Source organism: Streptomyces sp. CNQ329, from assembly GCF_000482585.1.
Map to the genome: position 1 here is coordinate 1 of NZ_AXVU01000039.1, position 17,012 is coordinate 17,012.

The following is a 17,012-nucleotide window of genomic DNA, read 5'->3' on the forward strand; positions in this document are numbered from 1 at the left end:
ACCGGGATGCGGTGGTTGGTGAGACCTGGAACCGCTCGGCGGCCCGCCGCACGCTCCAGCCGTCCTCAACGACGCAGCGGGCCAGACGCAGACGACCGGTCTCGGTCAGCGGGGCATTACGGTGGTGCATGAGGGCCTTCTGATCGCTCGGTGGAGATGTCGCAATCCACACCGAACCCGGAAGGCCCTCACCCGTTCAAGAACCCCAGCCGAGACCTACATCACCGTCCACAACCTCCCGAGACAGAACACCTAGGGCGGCCGTGGCCCGCCGGACGGGAAGTCCGGCGGGCCACGGGCCGCAGGGGCGGCGGCGTTGGGGCCCCCGGCACCGTGATAGCCTTACGGCACAACGACGCGGGGTGGAGCAGCTCGGTAGCTCGCTGGGCTCATAACCCAGAGGTCGCAGGTTCAAATCCTGTCCCCGCTACCAACTCAGGCCCGGCTTCCCCAGGGAAGCCGGGCCTGAACGCGTGCGCAGACCTGGACGCGTCATCCGGGACGGCGCCGCCGAGGTTCCTGACGCGGCCTCACGGGGCGGCCGGAGCGGATGTGTCGGGCGTGTGTTCTTGAGGTCATTGTTTTGGGGGTTGTGGACGTGACAAGGTTTGATGAGTCGTTGTGTCGGGAAGTCGACAAACCGCTGAAGTGACCTTCCTGGCTGCGGTATACCAGGTGTACGCGGGTTGCAGGTGGTGCGACGATGGACCTCATGGGGGACGAGGCAAGGGTGTTGGACGCCCGTAGGACAGGGGGCACCGGTGGCCAGGAGCGCAAGGCTCCCGCCGCCGCCGGTGAGTTGAGCGCTGCCCGCGGCCAGGATCCGGCCGTGGCACAGCTCAGCGCGCAGGGCGCCGCCCTGCTGCGCAAGGGGGATCTTGACGGCGCGGAGCCGGTGTTGCGCGCCGCGACCGCCGAGGGCGACCGGGCGGCGGCGAACAACCTCGGCGTGCTGCTCTACCAGCGCGGCCAGGTGGACGAGGCGGCCGGCTGGTGGCGTATCGCCGCGGTCGGGGGCTCGCCCGCCGCCGCGCACGCGCTGGGGCGCTACTACCGGGAGAACGGCGACGAGCCCGGCGCCGAGTACTGGCTGCGCCAGTCCGCCGAGGCCGGGCACGCGCTGGGCGCGTACGCGCTCGCCGACCTGCTGGAGCACCGCAGCGACGTGGGCGCGGAGCGCTGGTTCCGGATCGCCGCGGACAAGGGCCACCGCGAGGCGGCGTACCGCCTGGCACGCATCCTCGACACCGGTACCCGGGCGCGGTCCGGCAGCGGCGTCGAGACGGGTACGCGGCTGGCGCCGCCGGCGTCGCGGGGTGCGGTGAGCCTCGTCCGCGGCGTGGCCGGTGCCGGCGACGACCCGGTCGCCGAGGCCGAGCAGTGGTACCGGCAGGCCGCGGCGCGCGGGCACGTGCGCGCCGCGCTGCACCTCGGCACGCTCCTGGAGGAGCGTGCCGAGGTGCAGGAGGCCGGCCGGTGGTACGTGATCTCGGCGCGGGGCGGTGAGCCGCGTGCGGCCTGCGCGCTGGGCTTCCTGTTGCGCGACGCCGGCGACGACGCCAGCGCGGCCGTGTGGTGGCGCCAGGCGGCCAAGGAGGGCGACGGCAACGCGGCGAACGCGCTCGGCGCGCTGTACGCGGACCGCGGCGAGCCGCAGGAGGCGGAGCGGTGGTACCGCGCGGCGCTCGACGCGGGCGACGTCAACGGTGCGTACAACCTCGCGCTGCTGTGTGCCGGCGGGAACCGGATGGAGCAGGCCGAGCAGTGGTACCGGCAGGCCGCGTACACCGGGCACTGCGAGGCGGCCAACGCGCTGGCCGTGCTGCTGCTGCAGCGCGGCGACGCCGCGGGCGCCGAGCCGTGGTTCTCGAAGGCCGCGGAGGCGGGAAGCGTCGACGCGGCGTTCAACCTCGGCATCATTCACGCGGGCCGGGAGGACGAGACGGGCGCGCGGCAGTGGTACGAGCGCGCCGCGTCGGCCGGGCACGTGGAGGCCGCGCTGCAGGTGGGCATCGCGCTGCTGCGCGACGGCGAGGAGAAGGAGGCGGAGCACCGGCTGCGGACGGCCGCCGAGGGCGGCAGCCCCGAGGGGGCGTTCCGGCTGGCGGCGCTGCTGGACGACCGGCGGCCCGGGCCCGGAGCAGGGCCGGACGCCGCGGGGCCGCGCAGTGCGCGGGCGTGGGGCGACGCGGGGTCCGCGGGGTCCGCGGGTTCCGCCGGCGGTCCGGGCGGGTCCGACGCCGACGCCGAGTGCGAGCGGTGGTACGAGCAGGCCGCGCGGCAGGGGCATCGGCGTGCCCAGGTGCGGCTGGGCATGCGCGCGGCCGGCCGGGGCGACACGGAGGCCGCCCGCCGGTGGTACCAGGCCGCCGCGGAGGCGGGCAGCCGCAACGGCGCGTTCAACCTGGGCCTGCTGCTGGCCCGGGAGGGCAGCGCCCCGGAGGCGGCGATCTGGTGGCGCCGGGCAGCGGAGCACGGCCACGGCCGTGCGGCGCTGCGGCTCGCGCTGCTCGCGGCCCGGCGGGGCGACCTGCCGGAGAGCCAGCACTGGTCGTCGCGGGCGGTGGAGCTGGGCCCCGCCGAGGTCGCCGAGCGCGCGGCGCGGCTGCGTGACGCGCTCGCGCAGGAACTCACCGCCTGAGCGGCACGGGCGCCGCCCGCGATACGTCCGGGCCGGCGTCCGTGCCCCTGCCGGCGGCACGGGCGCCGGCCGCACGCGAGGACGAGGGGCAGCGGACGGGGAGCCGCGGAGCGAGCGGTGCCGGGGCCGGCCGGGACCCGCGCGCCCGGGAAAGACGACGACAGAGGCCCGGACCATGTGGTCCGGGCCTCTGTCACTGGTAGCGGGGACAGGATTTGAACCTGCGACCTCTGGGTTATGAGCCCAGCGAGCTACCGAGCTGCTCCACCCCGCGTCGGTGAAACCAACACTACCCCCGGCCGATCGACCAGCGCAAATTACTTCCCGCGGCGTTCCGCGCAGTCCGGGCAGATGCCGCGATACGTGACCTCCGCGCCGGAGACCCGGAAGCCGAAGCGCTCTCCCTCGGGCAGTGTCGACACCAGGTCCCCCTCGGGGCGCACGTCGCGGATGGAGCCGCAGACGCTGCACACCAGGTGCTGGTGCGCACTGTGCGCGTTCGGGTCATAGCGCTTGGCGCGGCCGTCCGTGCTCACTTCGAGCACTTCGCCGAGCGCGACCAGTTCGCCCAGCGTGTTGTAGACCGTCGCCCGGGAGATCTCGGGGAGCCGGGCGGTGGCACGCGCGAGTACTTCGTCGGCGGTGTAGTGCACGTGGTCGCCGTCCAGGACCTCGGCCACGACTCGCCGCTGTGCGGTGAGCCGGAAGCCACGGCCGCGCAGTCGCTCCAGGAGGTCACTCATGCATTCAGGGTAGCAGCGCACGGCTCTATGGCCAGAACCTATACGAACTTCATGTGGATCTTGACTTGGACTATGTCTAATGTAGTCTTCCCCCGAAGACTGCGGTGATCGGTCCCGGGGTGGCACTCCAGGCCCTGTGCGGCCACGGGTCGGTTGCCGTGTACGGACAGGGGGGTCGGGGTGCCGGTCGGGCCCCCGGCCCCTCTGGTGCGTCCGGTGGCGCTACGCGAGGGCTGTCTCGCGGCGCTCCGGCTCCTGCCGCTCCGTGGTCCAGCAGCGGATGATGTCGCGCACGGATACGACGCCGACCGGCTCCGCGTCGTCGAGGACGATCAGATGGCGGAAGCTGCCGCGGGTCATGGCGCCGGCGGCGTCGTCGAGGGTCCAGCCGGGTGCGGCGAAGACGACGTCCGTGGTCGTGTGGGCGTCGGCCTTCTCCCGGTCCGGATCCTGGCCGGCGCCGACCGAGTCGAGGATGTCGCGCTCGGTCAGGATGCCGAGCCCGCTGGTGTCGGGGTCGAGGACGATCGCCGCCCCGACGCGCCGCGCCGACATCAGCCGGGCGGCCTGGCGGAGGGTGTGAGCGGGGCCGATGGTGAGGACCACCGTGCTCATGGCGTCACGGACGAGCATGGGGTGGAGCCACCTCCTAGGCGTTACGGGCCCCTTGTGCACCTGTGAAGAGTTTCACAAATTCACAAGGTCTGTCTCTGTCAGACTGGCACGCTCAGGAGAGAGCAACAAGGGGCGCGTGAAGCCCGGGCCTCGGCGGCCGCGCCCCGGGACGCGGGTTTCCGCCGGGCCGGCATGCGCGCGGCTACGGGCCGAGGTACTTCAGCAGTTCCTGGTGGAGCAGCCCGTTGGACGCCGCCGCGTTGCCGCTGTGCGGCCCGGGCTCGCCGTCCAGGCCCGTGAACGTGCCGCCGGCCTCCGCCACGATCGCCGCGCAGGCCGCCATGTCCCACAGCGACAGCTCCGGCTCGGCGCAGATGTCGACCGTCCCCTCGGCGACCATCATGTACGGCCAGAAGTCCCCGTACCCCCGGCTGCGCCAGCAGTCGCGGGTCAGGTGCAGGAAGCCGTCGAGCCTGCCGCGCTCGTCCCAGCCGTGCAGTGAGGAGTACGCGAACGAGGCGTCCTCGATGCGGTGCACGCCCGACACCCGCAGGGGGGTCGCCTTCGCCAGGCTGCGGCCGGTGTACGCGCCGCCGCCCTGCACCGCCCACCACCGGCGGCCGAGGGCCGGCGCCGACACCACGCCGACGACCGGCTGGTTGCCCTCCGCGCCCGGTGCCATCAGCGCGATGAGCGTCGCCCAGACGGGGACGCCGCGGACGTAGTTCTTCGTGCCGTCGATGGGGTCGATGATCCAGCGCCGCGGGCCGGTGCCGTCGGTGCCGTACTCCTCGCCCATCACGGCATCGCGTGGCCGGGCGCGCCGCAGTGAGGAGCGGATCAGCTCCTCCGCCGATCTGTCCGCCTCCGACACCGGAGTCAGGTCCGGCTTCGTCTCGACCTTCAGGTCGAGGGCCTTGAACCGCTCCATCGTGGTGGCGTCGGCGGCGTCCGCCAGGACGTGGGCGAGACGCAGATCATCATGAAAACCGGCCATGCAACGAACAGTAACCCCAAAGGTGCACCGCCAACCTTCCTCCGCGCCCGTGGCGGTCTGCGGGCCCCTCGTACGGACCCTTGACAGCACCTGGCGGTGCGTCAATTCTGAGCGCACGGTCGCCCTCTGGAGGCCACGATGCCTACAGCGCGAGAAGGACTCCTCGACGCCGCCTTCGCGGCGCTCAGGAGCCGGCCCTGGGCAGCGGTGCGGATGGTCGACGTCGCCGCCGCGGCCGGCGTGTCCCGCCAGACTCTCTACAACGAGTTCGGCAGCAAGGAGGGCCTCGCCCAGGCCCTCGTCAGACGCGAGATCGACGGCTATCTCGCGGGCGTGGAACGGACGCTGGCCGGCGCCCGCAGATCCGGTGCCGACGCCGGCGGCCGGCTGCTCGCCCTGGTCGCCTGGACACTGCGCGCCGCGCGCGGCAACCCGCTGGTGCGCGCCGCGCTCAGCGGGTGCTGGGGGGAGCACTTGCCGACCCCCGCGACGCGCGCGCCCGCCCGAGGCGGGGCGCCGGGGACGCGGCGCGCGGACCCGCGCGTGGAGTCGCCGGCGGAGCTGGTCGAGGAGGTACGCGACCGGGTACTGCGGGCGCTGGAGGAGCAGTTGCCGGGGTCGGCGGGGGAGCGCCGCCGGGTCTGCGAGGCGGTGACCCGGCTGACGCTGTCGTACGTGGTCGCGCCCGCGGCGCAGGGCGAGGACATGGAGCGGACGGTCCGCGGACTGCTGGCGGTCACTGCGCCGAGCCGGACAACTGCAGGCCGATGACGCCGACGATCACCAGCGAGATGGAGACGATCTTCAGCGTGGAGACCACGTCGCCGAGGAAGACCATGCCGTAGACCGCGGTGCCCGCGGCACCGATGCCCGTCCACACCGCGTACGCCGGGCCGACGTCCAGCCTCTTCAGCGACAGCGTCAGCAGGCCGAAGCTGCCGAGTGCGAAGACGCAGAAGGCGACCGTCGGCCAGAGCCGGGAGAAGCCGTGGGAGAGCTTGAGGCAGACGGCGAAGCCGGTTTCGAGGAATCCGGCCACGACGACCAGCAGCCACGCCATCGTGTAGTGCCTCCCGTTCGGTTGACGCTCCAGCGATTATGCCCAACGCCCGTCCGAGGGGGGCGGTGGACGTCGCCGGACCGCTTCGGCCCGTGATCCGAGCCCCCGTCAGTCTCCCTCGCGGCGCTCGCGGGTGGCGAGCAGGCGGCGCAGCGAAGCGAGGCGCGCGGGGTCGGCGTGTCCCTCGGTGACCCAGGCGTCGAGGGCACAGTCCGGCTCGTCGTGGCTGCAGCTGCGCGGGCACTCCGCCGTCCCGGGTTCCAGGTCGGGGAAGGCGTGGATGACGCGCGACGGGTCGACGTGCGCCAGGCCGAACGACCGCACGCCCGGGGTGTCGATGACCCAGCCCTTGTCGTCGGGCAGCGGCAGGGCGAGCGCGGACGTCGTGGTGTGCCGGCCGCGGCCGGTGACGAGGTTCACCTCGCCCGTGGCCCGCTGGCGCTCCGGCACGAGCGCGTTGACCAGGGTGGTCTTGCCCACGCCGCTGTGGCCCACGAAGGCGGTGACACGGTCGGTCAGCAGATCCAGCACGCGGGCGGCGCCCGCGCCGGTGGCCAGCTCGTCCCGGTTGCAGGCGACGGCCCGGACGCCCAGCGGGGCGTACGACTCCAGCAGCTCGTCCGCGGGCGCCAGGTCCGACTTCGTCAGCACCAGCAGCGGGTCGAGCCCGCCGTCGTAGGCGGCGACCAGGCAGCGGTCCACCAGCCGGGGGCGGGGCGGGGGGTCGGCGAGGGCGGTGACGATGGCCAACTGGTCGGCGTTGGCCACGACCACACGCTCGTACGGATCGTCGTCGTCCGCCGTCCGGCGCAACACGGACGTGCGCTCCTCGACCCGGACGATGCGCGCCAGCGTCCCGGGGTCGCCGGAGACGTCCCCCACGACGGCGACCCGGTCGCCGACGACGATGCCCTTGCGGCCCAGCTCACGCGCCTTCATGGCGGTGACCGTGCGCTCCCCCACCAGGCAGGTGATGCGGCCGCGGTCGACGGTCAGGACGAAGCCCTCGGTGGCGTCCTCGTGCTTGGGCCGGTTACGGCTGCGCGGCCGGCTGCCCCGGCGGTCCGGGCGCACGCGGACGTCGTCCTCGTCGGGGTTCTTGCCGTAGCGCCGCATCCGCGGATCAGTCTCTCCGGACGGCGGCGGGCGTGCCGGCTCCGGGCCCGCTCTCCGCTCCGGCGAGGAGGCCGGTCCACATCCGGGGGAAGCCGGGCAGGGTCTTGGCGGTCGTCTCCACGTTCTCCACCGCAACACCCTTCACCAGCAGGCCCAGGACCGCGCCCGCGGTGGCCATCCGGTGGTCGTCGTACGTGTGGAAGACGCCGCCGTGCAGCGGGCGCGGGCGGATCTCCAGCCCGTCCTCGGTCTCGGTGACGTCGCCCCCCAGTCCGTTGATCTCCTCGGTCAGCGCGGCGAGCCGGTCCGTCTCGTGCAGCCGCAGGTGGCCGACGCCGCGCAGCCGGGACGGCGAATCCGCCAGCGCCGCCACCGCGGCGATGCCGGGCGTCAGCTCACCCACCTCGGAGAGGTCGATGTCGATGCCGCGGACGCCCCCGCCCGGGGAGCCGGCGGAGGCGCCGGTGAAGACCAGGTCCGTGCCCTCCTCGGTGGTCACCAGCTCGCAGGAGCCGCCCATCTCCGTGAAGATCGCGCGCAGCGCGTCCCCGGGCTGTGTCGTCCGCAGGGGCCAGTCACGGATCGTGACCCGGCCGCCGGTGAGGAGCGCGGCGGCCAGGAACGGCTGTGCGTTCGACAGGTCCGGCTCCACCGTCAGCTCCCGGCCCCGCAGGGCGCCCGGCGCCACCCGCCACACGTGCGGCTCGCCGCCGTCCTCCGGCGCGTCCACCGCGGCGCCGGCCGCGCGCAGCATCTCCACGGTCATCCGGATGTGCGGCAGCGAGGGCAGCCGGTGGCCCGTGTGGCGCAGCTCCACGCCCTTGTCGAAGCGCGGTGCGGACAGCAGCAGCGCGCTGACGAACTGGGACGACGAGGAGGCGTCGACCTCGACCGGGCCGCCGCGCAGCGCGCCCGTGCCGTACACCGTCAGGGGCAGGGCGCCGTGGCTGCCCTGCGCGGTGTCGTCGATCCGGGCGCCGAGCGTGCGGAGCGCGTCGATGACGCCGTGCAGCGGGCGCTCGTGGCTGCGCGGGTCGCCGTCGAAGCGGACCGGGCCGTCGGCGACGGCCGCGACGGGAGGCAGGAAGCGCATGACCGTCCCCGCGTTGCCCACGTCCACCGCGGCGTCGCCCCGCAGCCCGCCGCCGGGGGTGACGCGCCACACCTCGGCGCCGTCCGGGCCCGCGCCCTCCTCGATGCCGACGCCCAGGGCCCGCAGGCCCCCGGCCATCAGGGCGCTGTCACGCGAGCGCAGCGGCCGGCGCAGCCGGCCGGGCTCCGCGGCGAGCGCGGCGAGCACCAGCGCCCGGTTTGTGACCGACTTCGAGCCGGGCACGGTGACGGCACCGCTCACCGGGCCGGAGGCGGTCGGCGCGGGCCAGGGGCTGCTCTGCGAAGCGGTCATGGCCCTCACCCTATGCGGGCCGGGCCGTCCCTCGCAGGGTCCGCCCGCCGCCCTGTGGACAACCCGCGGACAGTGGCCGCCCGGGGCGGAGCGCACGGGCCGAAGGCGCAGTACCGGGCGGTCCGGCGAGTGGGCGGATCAGAGGTCGAGCAGCCAGCGGCCGCCGCCGGCGAGGGCGCAGAGCGCGACGACGTAGAACAGGAACACCCACAGGCCGGCGGGGGTGTGCGTCAGCCGCCCCAGCTGGTCGGCGTCGGACTGCGGCGCCTGGCCGCGGCGCCGCTTGCGCTGCAGCTCGAAGACCGGCCGTACCCCGCCGAGCAGCAGGAACCACACCGCCCCGTACGCGAACGCCGCCTGCACCTCCGGCTCGGTCAGCCAGGAGACCAGGAAGAACGCGGCCCCGGTCAGGACCACGGTCAGCACCCCGTAGGCGTTCCGGATCATCAGCAGCATCGCCGCGAGCAGGGCTATCGCGCCCCACAGCGCCGCCGTGATGCGGCCGTCGGCCAGCAGCCAGGCACCGGCGAGGCCGAGCAGCGGCGGGGCGGTGTAGCCGGAGGCGGCGGTGAGGACCATGCCGAGGCCGGAGGGCTTGCCGCGGCTGACGGTCAGGCCCGAGGTGTCGGAATGCAGCCGTATGCCCTCCAGACGGCGCCCGGTCAGCACTGCGACGAGGCCGTGGCCGCCCTCGTGCGCGATGGTGACGGCGTTGCGCGCCACCCGCCATATGCCCCAGGGCAGCACGGCGGAGAGCGCCACGAGCCCCGTCACCGCGACCAGCCACTGAGAGGGGTCCGGCTGCGTGCCGACGACGCGGTCCCACAGTTCGCCGAGGCTGGTTCCTTCCATGTGCCCTCCCGGTGCTCGGACGAGCAGGGTAGCCAAGGAGGCGTGTGCGGACTGTCAGAGGGGCGTGGCAGGCTTGTCACCCATGTGCGGACGGTACGCGGCGAGCAGGAAACCCGAGGACCTCGTCGACCTCTTCGAGGTGGAGAAGTGGGACGCGGAGGAGACCCTCGCGCCCGACTACAACGTGGCGCCGACGAAGAACGTGTACGCGGTCCTGGAGCGCCCCGAGCGGGACTCCGACGACCCCCGGCCGGTCCGGCAGTTGCGCGCGCTGCGCTGGGGCCTCGTGCCGTCCTGGGCGAAGAACCCCGACCTCGGCGTGAAGTTGATCAATGCCAGGGCCGAGACCGTCCACGAGAAGCCGGCCTACCGCCGTGCGTTCGCCTCCCGGCGCTGCCTGCTGCCGGCCGACGGCTACTTCGAGTGGCTGACGTTCAGGGGCGAGCGGCAGCTCGAGGAGCAGGGCAGGAAGAAGCGGCCCCGCAAGCAGCCGTACTTCGTCACCCCCGCGGACGGCTCGGTCTTCGCGATGGCCGGGCTTTTCGAGTTCTGGCGGGACAAGACCCTGCCGGACGACGATCCGCGCGCGTGGTGGGTGACGTGCACGGTGGTGACGACGGAGGCGGAGACCACGGAGCTCGCGGGCGGTCCCGCGGGGGAGTCGGGACCGCACACCCTCTCCGAGATCCACCCGCGGATGCCGCTGATGCTCACCCCCGACCGCTGGGACGCCTGGCTCGACCCGGCCGCCAAGGACCCGGAGGCGCTGCGCGAGCTGCTGACGCCGCCGCCCGCGGGGCTGCTGCGGGCGTTCCCTGTGTCGACGAAGGTGAGCGACGTGCGGAACAACGGCGCCGAGCTGGTGGAGGAGATGGCGGCACCGGAAGAGGAGACGCTGTTCTAGGGATCCGCGGGTCCTGCGCGCGGGGTGCGGGCCGGCGCCTGTCGCTCGCCTAGATTGAGGCGTGTGAAGCCCACCACCGAGACCGTCGCCACCCCGCCCGGCGACGCCCGCATCACCTGGCACTGGGCCGCCCGCCCCCGGCTCGTGCTCGCCCTGAGCCACGGCGCCGGCGGCGGCATCGAGGCCCGCGACCTGCGGGCGCTGGCCGACGCACTGCCCGCCCGGCAGGTCACCGTCGCGCTCGTCGAGCAGCCCTGGCGGGTCGCCGGACGCAAGCTGGCGCCCGCGCCCAGGACGCTCGACGCCGGCTGGACGGCGCTGTGGCCCGCCCTGGAGAAGCCCGGCGTGCCGGTCGTCGCGGGCGGCCGGAGCGCCGGCGCACGGGTGGCGTGCCGTACGGCGAGGGCGCTCGGGGCCCGGGCGGTTCTCGCCCTGGCCTTCCCCCTGCATCCGCCGGGCAAGCCGGAGAAGTCGCGGCTGACGGAGCTGCTGGACGCCGGGGTGCCGACCCGGGTGGTGCAGGGTGAGCGTGACCCCTTCGGCGCTCCCGCGGAGTTCCCCGGGGACGTCGACGTCGTGCCCGTGCCGTACGCGGACCACGGCTTCGCCGTGGCCAAGAGCGCGCCGGCCGACGACGCGGGGACCGCCGCGACGATCACCGCCGCGGCGGCCGACTGGCTCGCCGGCCTGCGCTGACGCCCCGGCACGGCGCGTCCCGCGCCGCGGCGGCCCCGCGGGCGGGCGGGGGAATGCGGCACCCGGGGCGTGCGTTCTCCACGATGTACGTACGTGCGATCGACGAAGGGACACGCATGACCGGGGTTGCATGCCCGTCGCGCCCGCAGCCGGCGGCAGCGGAGAAGTACTGGGCGGCGGATGTGCACGGACGTCGTCTATCCTCCGAACCGTACGGGGCCACCGGAGGCTCCACCACGGTGCTGGAGGAGGTGGGTCTCGTCACTGGGACCGACACGGGCAAGGGCGGGCCGGCGGAGGAGCCGGCGGCGCCCGAGGAGACGTCCACCGAGCGGAACGCACGCTTCGAGCGTGACGCGCTCCAGTTCCTCGATCAGATGTACTCGGCCGCGCTGCGCATGACGCGCAACCCCGCCGACGCGGAGGACCTGGTGCAGGAGACCTATGCCAAGGCGTACGCCTCCTTCCACCAGTTCCGCGAGGGTACGAACCTGAAGGCATGGCTCTACCGCATCCTCACGAACACGTTCATCAACTCGTACCGCAAGAAGCAGCGTGAGCCGCAGCGCAGCGCGGCGGAGGAGATCGAGGACTGGCAGCTCGCGCGCGCCGAGTCGCACATGTCGACCGGTCTGCGCTCCGCCGAGGCCCAGGCGCTCGACCACCTGCCGGACTCGGACGTGAAGGAAGCCCTCCAGGCGATCCCGGAGGAGTTCCGCATCGCGGTCTATCTGGCGGATGTCGAGGGCTTTGCCTATAAGGAGATCGCGGACATCATGGGGACACCGATCGGTACGGTCATGTCCCGGCTGCACCGCGGTCGCCGCCAGTTGCGCGGTCTCCTGGAGGACTACGCGCAGGAGCGGGGCCTGATGCCGGCGGGAGCCGGACCGGAGTCGGCCGGGTCGCACACGGGAAAGGGTTCGGGATCATGAGCTGCGGAGAGCCGCACGAGACGGATTGCTCAGAGGTCCTCGACCACCTCTACGAGTATCTCGACAAGGAGATGCCGGAGGGTGACTGCGAGAAGTTCCAGGTGCACTTCGACGAGTGCAGCCCGTGCCTGGAGAAGTACGGCCTGGAGCAGGCGGTGAAGAAGCTCGTCAAGCGCTGCTGCGGACAGGACGACGTGCCGTCGGACCTGCGCGCGAAGGTGATGGGCCGGATCGACACCATCAGGTCCGGCGAGGAGGTACCGGAGCAGCCGGTGCTCGACGGCGGGGACGAGGGCCGCCCCACATCACTCGAAGGTGCGAATCCACCCGGCTCGTAGTGTTCTTTTTCGTCACTGAGCCCCATTCGGCCGTAGGTGCGGCCCTATGCTCCCCAACTCGTACGGAGTACAGCGCGGACGAGGAGCGTGGGGCCGATGGGGCAGGTGGCGCGAGTCTCTGCGGCCGGGCGCGTCTGTCTGCTCTCCGCCCTGCTCGCCACGGCGGCGTGTGCCGCTCCGGCGCTGCGGCCCGGTGCGGCGACTCCGTGGGCGGCGCTGGCGCTGCTCGCCGCCGTCTACGCGGCCGGTGAACACCTCTGGCGTGTCCCGCCGCTCGCCGGCGGGCTGCCCGGCGGCATCGGCGCGTTCTTCCCGCTCCTGCTTGCAGGAGCGTTTCTGCTGCCGCCCTCCGCGGCGGCCCTCGTCCCCCTTCCGGGCGCGCTGACGGCCCGGATCGCCGAGCAGCCCGCCCTCCCGCGGCGGCTGTGGCGGGCCGCGGAACTGGCGCTCGCCGGCTGGGCGGCCGCGTACGCCGCCGGGCACGTGCCCGGCGGCGCCGGGCTCGGCGAGGCCGGATTCCCCGAGCTGCTGCCCGCCGCGCTGGTCGCGGTCGCGGCCTTCTGGACCGTGCTCACCTGCCTGGGCGCCCTGATGCAGGCCGCCGCGGAGCGCCGCCCGCCGCGCGCGGCGCTCGCCGGAGCGCCCGCGGCGGCGGGCACGTACCTCGTCCACGGTCTCGCCGGGCTCATGATGGCGATGCTCTGGCACAGCCCGCACGGCCCCGCCAGCGGGCTGCTCGTGCTGCTGCCGATGGCCATGTCCTGCTGGGCGTTCGCCCAGGCCAACCGCGAACGCGCGGCGCACCAGGCGACGATCCGCGCGCTGGTGCAGGCCGTCGACATCAAGGACCGGTACACCCGCGGGCACAGCGAACGGGTCGGCCGCGCCTCGGTGCTCATCGCGCGCGAACTGGGCATGAACGAGCGGCGGCAGGAGGTGCTGCGGTTCGCCGGGATCCTGCACGACGTGGGCAAGCTCGGCGTGCCGACGCGCATCCTGCGCAAGGAGGGGCCGCTGACGCCGGAGGAGCGGCGGGTCATCGAACTGCACCCGGAGTACGGGCACGAGATCGTCCGCGGCATCGGCTTCCTGGAGGAGGTGCGTTCGGCGATCCTGCACCACCACGAGCGGATGGACGGCCGCGGTTACCCGTACGGTCTCACCGGCGAGCGGATTCCGGAATACGCCCGGGTGGTGGCGGTGGCCGACGCCTTCGACGCCATGACGTCGACCCGCTCCTACCGCCGCGCGCGCGAGGTGCCCGCGGCGCTGGCGGAGCTGCGGCGGTGCGCGGGCACGCAGTTCGATCCCCGGATGGTGCGCGCGCTGACCGGTGCGGTCGAGCGCCGCGGCTGGCACGCCGAGGTCACCGCGGACGAGCCCGTGACGGTCCCCGCGCCGCTGCGCGGCGGGGCGGCGGACGGTACGGCCGCCGCCGAGGCCGTCGTACGCAGCGGCGGCGCCCCGTGAGCGAATCGGTTCTCCGCTCCCGGCACCCGGCCCCGCCCGAGGTGCGCGTGGCGGTCGGGACCGCGGGGGCGGTGACCGCGGCCGGGTTCTGCTGGACGCTGTGGCACGGCCTCGCCCAGCCCGGGGCCGCGCTCGCCTTCGGCCTGCTCATCGTGGTCGGCGAAGTGGCGGGCGACCACCGGGCGGGCGCCTCCCCGCGCATCCCCGCGCCGCTGGCGACCGCCGGTGCGCTCGGGTACGCGCTGCTCTGCATCCCCGCGGACACCGCGGGCGGCGCCGTACTGGAGATCGCCGCCGTATCCTTCACCGCCACCGTCGTCGGCACCGTCCCGCACGTCGCCCGGGGCTGCGGTCCCACCGCGGAGCACCTGGTCCGCCGGGTCCTCGGCACCGCCTTCGCCGCCGCCTGCTGCCGCCCCCTGTGCGCCGGCGCCCCCGACGACCGCGCCGGCGGCCCGGTCGCCGGCCTCTCCGCGGGCCCCGGCTACGTTCTGGCGCTGCTCGGCGTCCTGGCCCTGACCGCGCTCTGTGACGCCGCGCTCGCCGCCTGTCTCGCCCGGGCCCGCACCGGCTGGCCGTACGGCCCTCTGCTGCGCGAAGAACTGCGTGCGCTGCCCGGCGTCGGCTCCGCGATGTGCGCCACCGGCGTCGTCATCGCGCTCGCCGCCCAGGTGACCGGGCCGTGGGCGCTGCCCGTGCTGAGCCTGCCGCTGCTCCTCACCCAGGTCTCCTTCCGCCGCTACGCCGCCGTACGGCGCACGTACCGCCAGACCATCGCCTCCCTGGCCCGCGCCACCGAGATGGCCGGGTACCACCCCCAGGGGCACGCCCACCGCGTCGCCTCCCTCAGCCGCGCGACCGGCCGGGTGCTCGGGCTCTCCGAGCGGGAGCTGGACGTGCTGGAGCAGGCGGCGCTCATGCGCGACCTCGGCAAGCTGTCGCTGGCCGACCCCGTGCCGGCCGGCGGCACCTCGGAGCCGGCGGGATCGGCCGGCCTCGCCGACCGGCGGCGCATCGCCCTGCTGGGCGGTGCCGTGGTGCGGCAGACCGGCGTGGCCGCCGAGGTGGCGGTCGTCGTGGAGCGGCAGGCGGAGCCGTACCGTGACCAGCCGGTCGCTGCCCGTATCGTGCGCGTGGCGGCTGCATACGACGTACTGGTGACGGGGAACGCGAAGGGTGAGGGCGCGGAAGCCGCCGGGCCGCTCGCTGCCCTGGAGCGGCTGCGGCTGGCGACCGCGGAGGAGTACGACCCGGCCGTGGTGGACGCGCTGCGGGAGGTGCTGGCGAGTGGCGTGTGCGCGAACTGACCGGTAAGAAGCGGGTGTACGGCACCGCGTGGTTGGATGCGGGCATAGCCCGGCACCCGAGCGGACAGGAAGTTGCGGGGAGCAACGGCACCCCCGGGAGAGCACGCCGTGCGGACGGGCCGCACAGTGGTCATCCTGGAGTCAAAGACGGCAGGCAGGAATCGTGAAGATCTTCGGCAGAACACGGCATCGGCCCTCCGCCTCGTGGCGGCAGGCGACCGACCGCGCGTTCACGTTGATCGGCGACGGCCGGTACGACGACGCGGGCGCGCTGCTCACCCGTGCCGCGGGCCTGGAGCCCTGGCTGTCGGAGTCGTGGTTCAACCTTGCGCTGCTGCACAAGTTCCGGCACGACTGGGAGCAGGCGCGCACCGCGGGGCTGCGGGCCGTCGCGCTGCTCGACCGCGAGGCGGGCGCGCCGGACTGGTGGAACGTCGGCATCGCCGCCACCGCGCTGCAGGACTGGCCGCTGGCGCGGCGGGCCTGGCAGGCGTACGGGCTGAACGTGCCCGGAGGCGCCACGCACCAGGGGGCGGGCGACCCGCCGGAGGACATGGAGCTGGGCAGCGCCGCGGTGCGGCTGTCACCCGAGGGCGAGGCGGAGGTCGTCTGGGGCCGTCGCCTGGACCCGGCGCGGATCGAGGTGCAGAGCATCCCGCTGCCGTCGTCGGGGCGGCGCTGGGGCGAGGTGGTGCTGCACGACGGGGTGCCGCACGGCGAGCGGGCGACGCTTGCGGGCCCCTCGTACCCGGTCTTCGACGAGATAGAACTGTGGGCGCCGTCGCCGGTGCCGACGTGGGTGGTGCTGCTGGAGGCGGCCACCGAGGCGGACCGGGACGCCGTCGAGCTGCTGGCCGCCGAGGCGGGGTACGCGGCCGAGGACTGGTCGTCGTCGGTGCGGCTGCTCTGCCGCACCTGCTCGGAGAGCTGCATGCCCAGCGCCGAGGGCTCGCTGCAGGCGACCCTCGACCCGCACGACCACAGCGAGCCGGGTCAGCCGGGGCCGCTGGTGCACCGCACCGAGGACGGTCTGTGGGTGCCGGAGCGGGAGTGCGGGATAGCCGCGCCCGCGTCGCTGGTGCGCGGCCTGCTGGAGAGCTGGGCCGCGGACAGCCCGGACACCCGGGACTGGCGGGATCTGGAAGAAGTCGTCTGAGGCTGTCGCCGCCTGGCCGTACCCTGGACTCCGGTCTTGACGCAAAGCTCGTGTGGGCGGGAACCAGGAAGGCGTACGGCGAGGATGACGCAGCAGGCGGAACAGCAGCAGGTGGGGCGGGAAGCGGAGTCGCCGGACGTGTTCCTCGACGACGTGACGGACGCCGAGGCGCGTGAGCGGGCGGCCCGCGAGCGGGGGACGGTCAGGCCGATCACGGTGGTGGGCAATCCGGTGCTGCACCGCGAGTGCCAGGACGTCACCGAGTTCGACGACACGCTGCGGCAGCTCGTGGACGACATGTTCGCCAGCCAGCGGGCGGCGGAGGGCGTGGGACTGGCGGCCAACCAGATCGGCGTGGACCTCAAGGTCTTCGTCTACGACTGCCCGGACGACGACGGCGTACGACACGTGGGCGCCCTGTGCAACCCCGTGCTGGAGGAGCTGCCCGCCGACCGCCGCCAGCTCGACGACGGCAACGAGGGGTGCCTGTCCGTGCCCGGTGCGTACATGTCGCTGGCGCGCCCGGACTACGCGGTGGTGAGCGGCCGCGACCTCGACGGCAACTCCGTCCGCGTGCACGGCACGGGCTACTTCGCCCGCTGCCTGCAGCACGAGACGGACCATCTGCACGGGCGGCTCTACATCGACCGGCTCTCCAAGCGCGAGCGCAAGGACGTCATGCAGCAGATGGCGGAGAACACCCCGCGCTACGAGACGGTCCCGAACGACTGACGCCCCCGGCCTGCCGGGCAGGCCGCCGGCCGGCGCGCCACTGCC

The 17,012-nt window shown here is 74.1% G+C and carries 17 protein-coding genes, 2 tRNA genes and 1 pseudogene; 11 read left to right on the forward strand and 9 right to left on the reverse strand.

What is annotated here, in order from left to right; translation table 11 throughout:
* Window positions 1–130, reverse strand: a pseudogene (locus tag I003_RS35085) (leucine zipper domain-containing protein); the annotation flags it as partial.
* Window positions 131–356: 226 nt separating this feature from the next.
* Between I003_RS35085 and I003_RS0123105 the strand changes: the two are divergent.
* Together I003_RS0123105 and I003_RS0123110 are read left to right on the forward strand one after the other, a co-directional pair.
* A tRNA-Met gene (locus I003_RS0123105) sits at window positions 357–433 on the forward strand.
* Window positions 434–829: 396 nt separating this feature from the next.
* The gene (locus I003_RS0123110) at window positions 830–2,641 is read left to right on the forward strand and encodes a tetratricopeptide repeat protein (protein WP_027773684.1); all 1,812 of its coding nucleotides are present in this window, start codon (window positions 830–832) and stop codon (window positions 2,639–2,641) included.
* A 197-nt stretch (window positions 2,642–2,838) separates the two neighbouring features.
* Here I003_RS0123110 and I003_RS0123115 read toward each other — a convergent pair.
* The 4 genes from I003_RS0123115 to hisN form a co-directional block, all read right to left on the reverse strand.
* Window positions 2,839–2,915 (reverse strand) — tRNA-Met (locus I003_RS0123115).
* Window positions 2,916–2,958: 43 nt separating this feature from the next.
* Window positions 2,959–3,384 carry a Fur family transcriptional regulator gene (locus I003_RS0123120; RefSeq protein WP_027773685.1) on the reverse strand — a complete coding sequence of 142 codons (426 nt, stop codon included), beginning with the start codon at window positions 3,382–3,384 and terminating at the stop codon, window positions 2,959–2,961.
* Window positions 3,385–3,606: 222 nt separating this feature from the next.
* Window positions 3,607–4,017 (reverse strand): CBS domain-containing protein, encoded by a 411-nt coding sequence (locus I003_RS0123125; protein WP_027773686.1) that lies wholly within the window; start codon window positions 4,015–4,017, stop codon window positions 3,607–3,609.
* A gap of 184 nt (window positions 4,018–4,201) precedes the next feature.
* Window positions 4,202–4,996, reverse strand: a complete 795-nt coding sequence (gene hisN / locus I003_RS0123130) for a histidinol-phosphatase (RefSeq protein ID WP_027773687.1) — start codon at window positions 4,994–4,996, stop codon at window positions 4,202–4,204.
* Window positions 4,997–5,134: 138 nt separating this feature from the next.
* On the opposite strand from hisN, the gene I003_RS0123135 reads away from it, so the two are divergent.
* Window positions 5,135–5,767, forward strand: a complete 633-nt coding sequence (locus I003_RS0123135; protein WP_078564286.1) for a TetR family transcriptional regulator — start codon at window positions 5,135–5,137, stop codon at window positions 5,765–5,767.
* Here the strand turns inward: I003_RS0123135 and I003_RS0123140 are convergent.
* From I003_RS0123140 to I003_RS0123155, 4 genes are all read right to left on the reverse strand, one after another.
* The gene (locus I003_RS0123140) at window positions 5,733–6,056 is read right to left on the reverse strand and encodes a DMT family transporter (protein ID WP_027773689.1); all 324 of its coding nucleotides are present in this window, start codon (window positions 6,054–6,056) and stop codon (window positions 5,733–5,735) included. The two genes, I003_RS0123135 and I003_RS0123140, sit on opposite strands and share 35 nt — an antisense overlap.
* A gap of 108 nt (window positions 6,057–6,164) precedes the next feature.
* On the reverse strand, window positions 6,165–7,172 hold the full coding sequence (gene rsgA / locus I003_RS0123145; RefSeq protein ID WP_027773690.1) for a ribosome small subunit-dependent GTPase A: 1,008 nt from the start codon (window positions 7,170–7,172) through the stop codon (window positions 6,165–6,167).
* Window positions 7,173–7,179: 7 nt separating this feature from the next.
* Window positions 7,180–8,577 carry a 3-phosphoshikimate 1-carboxyvinyltransferase gene (gene aroA, locus I003_RS0123150; RefSeq protein ID WP_051368391.1) on the reverse strand — a complete coding sequence of 466 codons (1,398 nt, stop codon included), beginning with the start codon at window positions 8,575–8,577 and terminating at the stop codon, window positions 7,180–7,182.
* 138 nt (window positions 8,578–8,715) lie between these two features.
* Entirely contained in the window at window positions 8,716–9,429 is a 714-nt protein-coding gene (locus tag I003_RS0123155; protein WP_027773692.1) for a M50 family metallopeptidase, read from the reverse strand.
* 82 nt (window positions 9,430–9,511) lie between these two features.
* On the opposite strand from I003_RS0123155, the gene I003_RS0123160 reads away from it, so the two are divergent.
* The 8 genes from I003_RS0123160 (at window position 9,512) to def (ending at window position 16,967) form a co-directional block, all read left to right on the forward strand.
* Entirely contained in the window at window positions 9,512–10,333 is an 822-nt protein-coding gene (locus I003_RS0123160; protein WP_027773693.1) for an SOS response-associated peptidase, read from the forward strand.
* A 63-nt stretch (window positions 10,334–10,396) separates the two neighbouring features.
* Window positions 10,397–11,029, forward strand: a complete 633-nt coding sequence (locus I003_RS0123165) for an alpha/beta family hydrolase (RefSeq protein WP_027773694.1) — start codon at window positions 10,397–10,399, stop codon at window positions 11,027–11,029.
* Window positions 11,030–11,280: 251 nt separating this feature from the next.
* Complete coding sequence (locus I003_RS0123170) at window positions 11,281–11,964, forward strand: sigma-70 family RNA polymerase sigma factor (protein ID WP_027773695.1); 684 nt, start codon at window positions 11,281–11,283, stop codon at window positions 11,962–11,964.
* Window positions 11,961–12,302: a mycothiol system anti-sigma-R factor gene (rsrA, locus tag I003_RS0123175; RefSeq protein ID WP_027773696.1), complete on the forward strand. Its 342-nt coding sequence runs from the start codon at window positions 11,961–11,963 to the stop codon at window positions 12,300–12,302. Before I003_RS0123170 ends, rsrA begins: the two co-directional genes overlap by 4 nt.
* 105 nt (window positions 12,303–12,407) lie before the next feature.
* A complete protein-coding gene (locus tag I003_RS0123180; RefSeq protein ID WP_486584348.1) occupies window positions 12,408–13,772 on the forward strand; it encodes an HD-GYP domain-containing protein in 1,365 nt (454 codons plus the stop codon).
* Window positions 13,769–15,079 carry a metal-dependent phosphohydrolase gene (locus tag I003_RS0123185; protein WP_027773698.1) on the forward strand — a complete coding sequence of 437 codons (1,311 nt, stop codon included), beginning with the start codon at window positions 13,769–13,771 and terminating at the stop codon, window positions 15,077–15,079. The genes I003_RS0123180 and I003_RS0123185 overlap by 4 nt, the downstream gene beginning before the upstream one ends.
* A 163-nt stretch (window positions 15,080–15,242) precedes the next feature.
* Entirely contained in the window at window positions 15,243–16,235 is a 993-nt protein-coding gene (locus I003_RS0123190; RefSeq protein ID WP_027773699.1) for a hypothetical protein, read from the forward strand.
* Between the two features lie 84 nt (window positions 16,236–16,319).
* The gene (gene def / locus I003_RS0123195) at window positions 16,320–16,967 is read left to right on the forward strand and encodes a peptide deformylase (RefSeq protein ID WP_027773700.1); all 648 of its coding nucleotides are present in this window, start codon (window positions 16,320–16,322) and stop codon (window positions 16,965–16,967) included.
* The last annotated feature ends 45 nt before the right edge of the window (window positions 16,968–17,012 follow it).

Excerpts from the sequence above, each read along its gene's own strand:
- I003_RS0123120 (WP_027773685.1), bottom strand. The coding sequence starts at position 3,384 with ATGAGTGACCTCCTGGAGCGACTGCGCGGCCGTGGCTTCCGGCTCACC.
- I003_RS0123125 (WP_027773686.1), bottom strand. The coding sequence starts at position 4,017 with ATGCTCGTCCGTGACGCCATGAGCACGGTGGTCCTCACCATCGGCCCC.
- hisN (WP_027773687.1), bottom strand. The coding sequence starts at position 4,996 with ATGGCCGGTTTTCATGATGATCTGCGTCTCGCCCACGTCCTGGCGGAC.
- I003_RS0123135 (WP_078564286.1), top strand. The coding sequence starts at position 5,135 with ATGCCTACAGCGCGAGAAGGACTCCTCGACGCCGCCTTCGCGGCGCTC.
- I003_RS0123140 (WP_027773689.1), bottom strand. The coding sequence starts at position 6,056 with ATGGCGTGGCTGCTGGTCGTCGTGGCCGGATTCCTCGAAACCGGCTTC.
- rsgA (WP_027773690.1), bottom strand. The coding sequence starts at position 7,172 with ATGCGGCGCTACGGCAAGAACCCCGACGAGGACGACGTCCGCGTGCGC.
- aroA (WP_051368391.1), bottom strand. The coding sequence starts at position 8,577 with ATGACCGCTTCGCAGAGCAGCCCCTGGCCCGCGCCGACCGCCTCCGGC.
- I003_RS0123155 (WP_027773692.1), bottom strand. The coding sequence starts at position 9,429 with ATGGAAGGAACCAGCCTCGGCGAACTGTGGGACCGCGTCGTCGGCACG.
- I003_RS0123160 (WP_027773693.1), top strand. The coding sequence starts at position 9,512 with ATGTGCGGACGGTACGCGGCGAGCAGGAAACCCGAGGACCTCGTCGAC.
- rsrA (WP_027773696.1), top strand. The coding sequence starts at position 11,961 with ATGAGCTGCGGAGAGCCGCACGAGACGGATTGCTCAGAGGTCCTCGAC.
- def (WP_027773700.1), top strand. The coding sequence starts at position 16,320 with ATGACGCAGCAGGCGGAACAGCAGCAGGTGGGGCGGGAAGCGGAGTCG.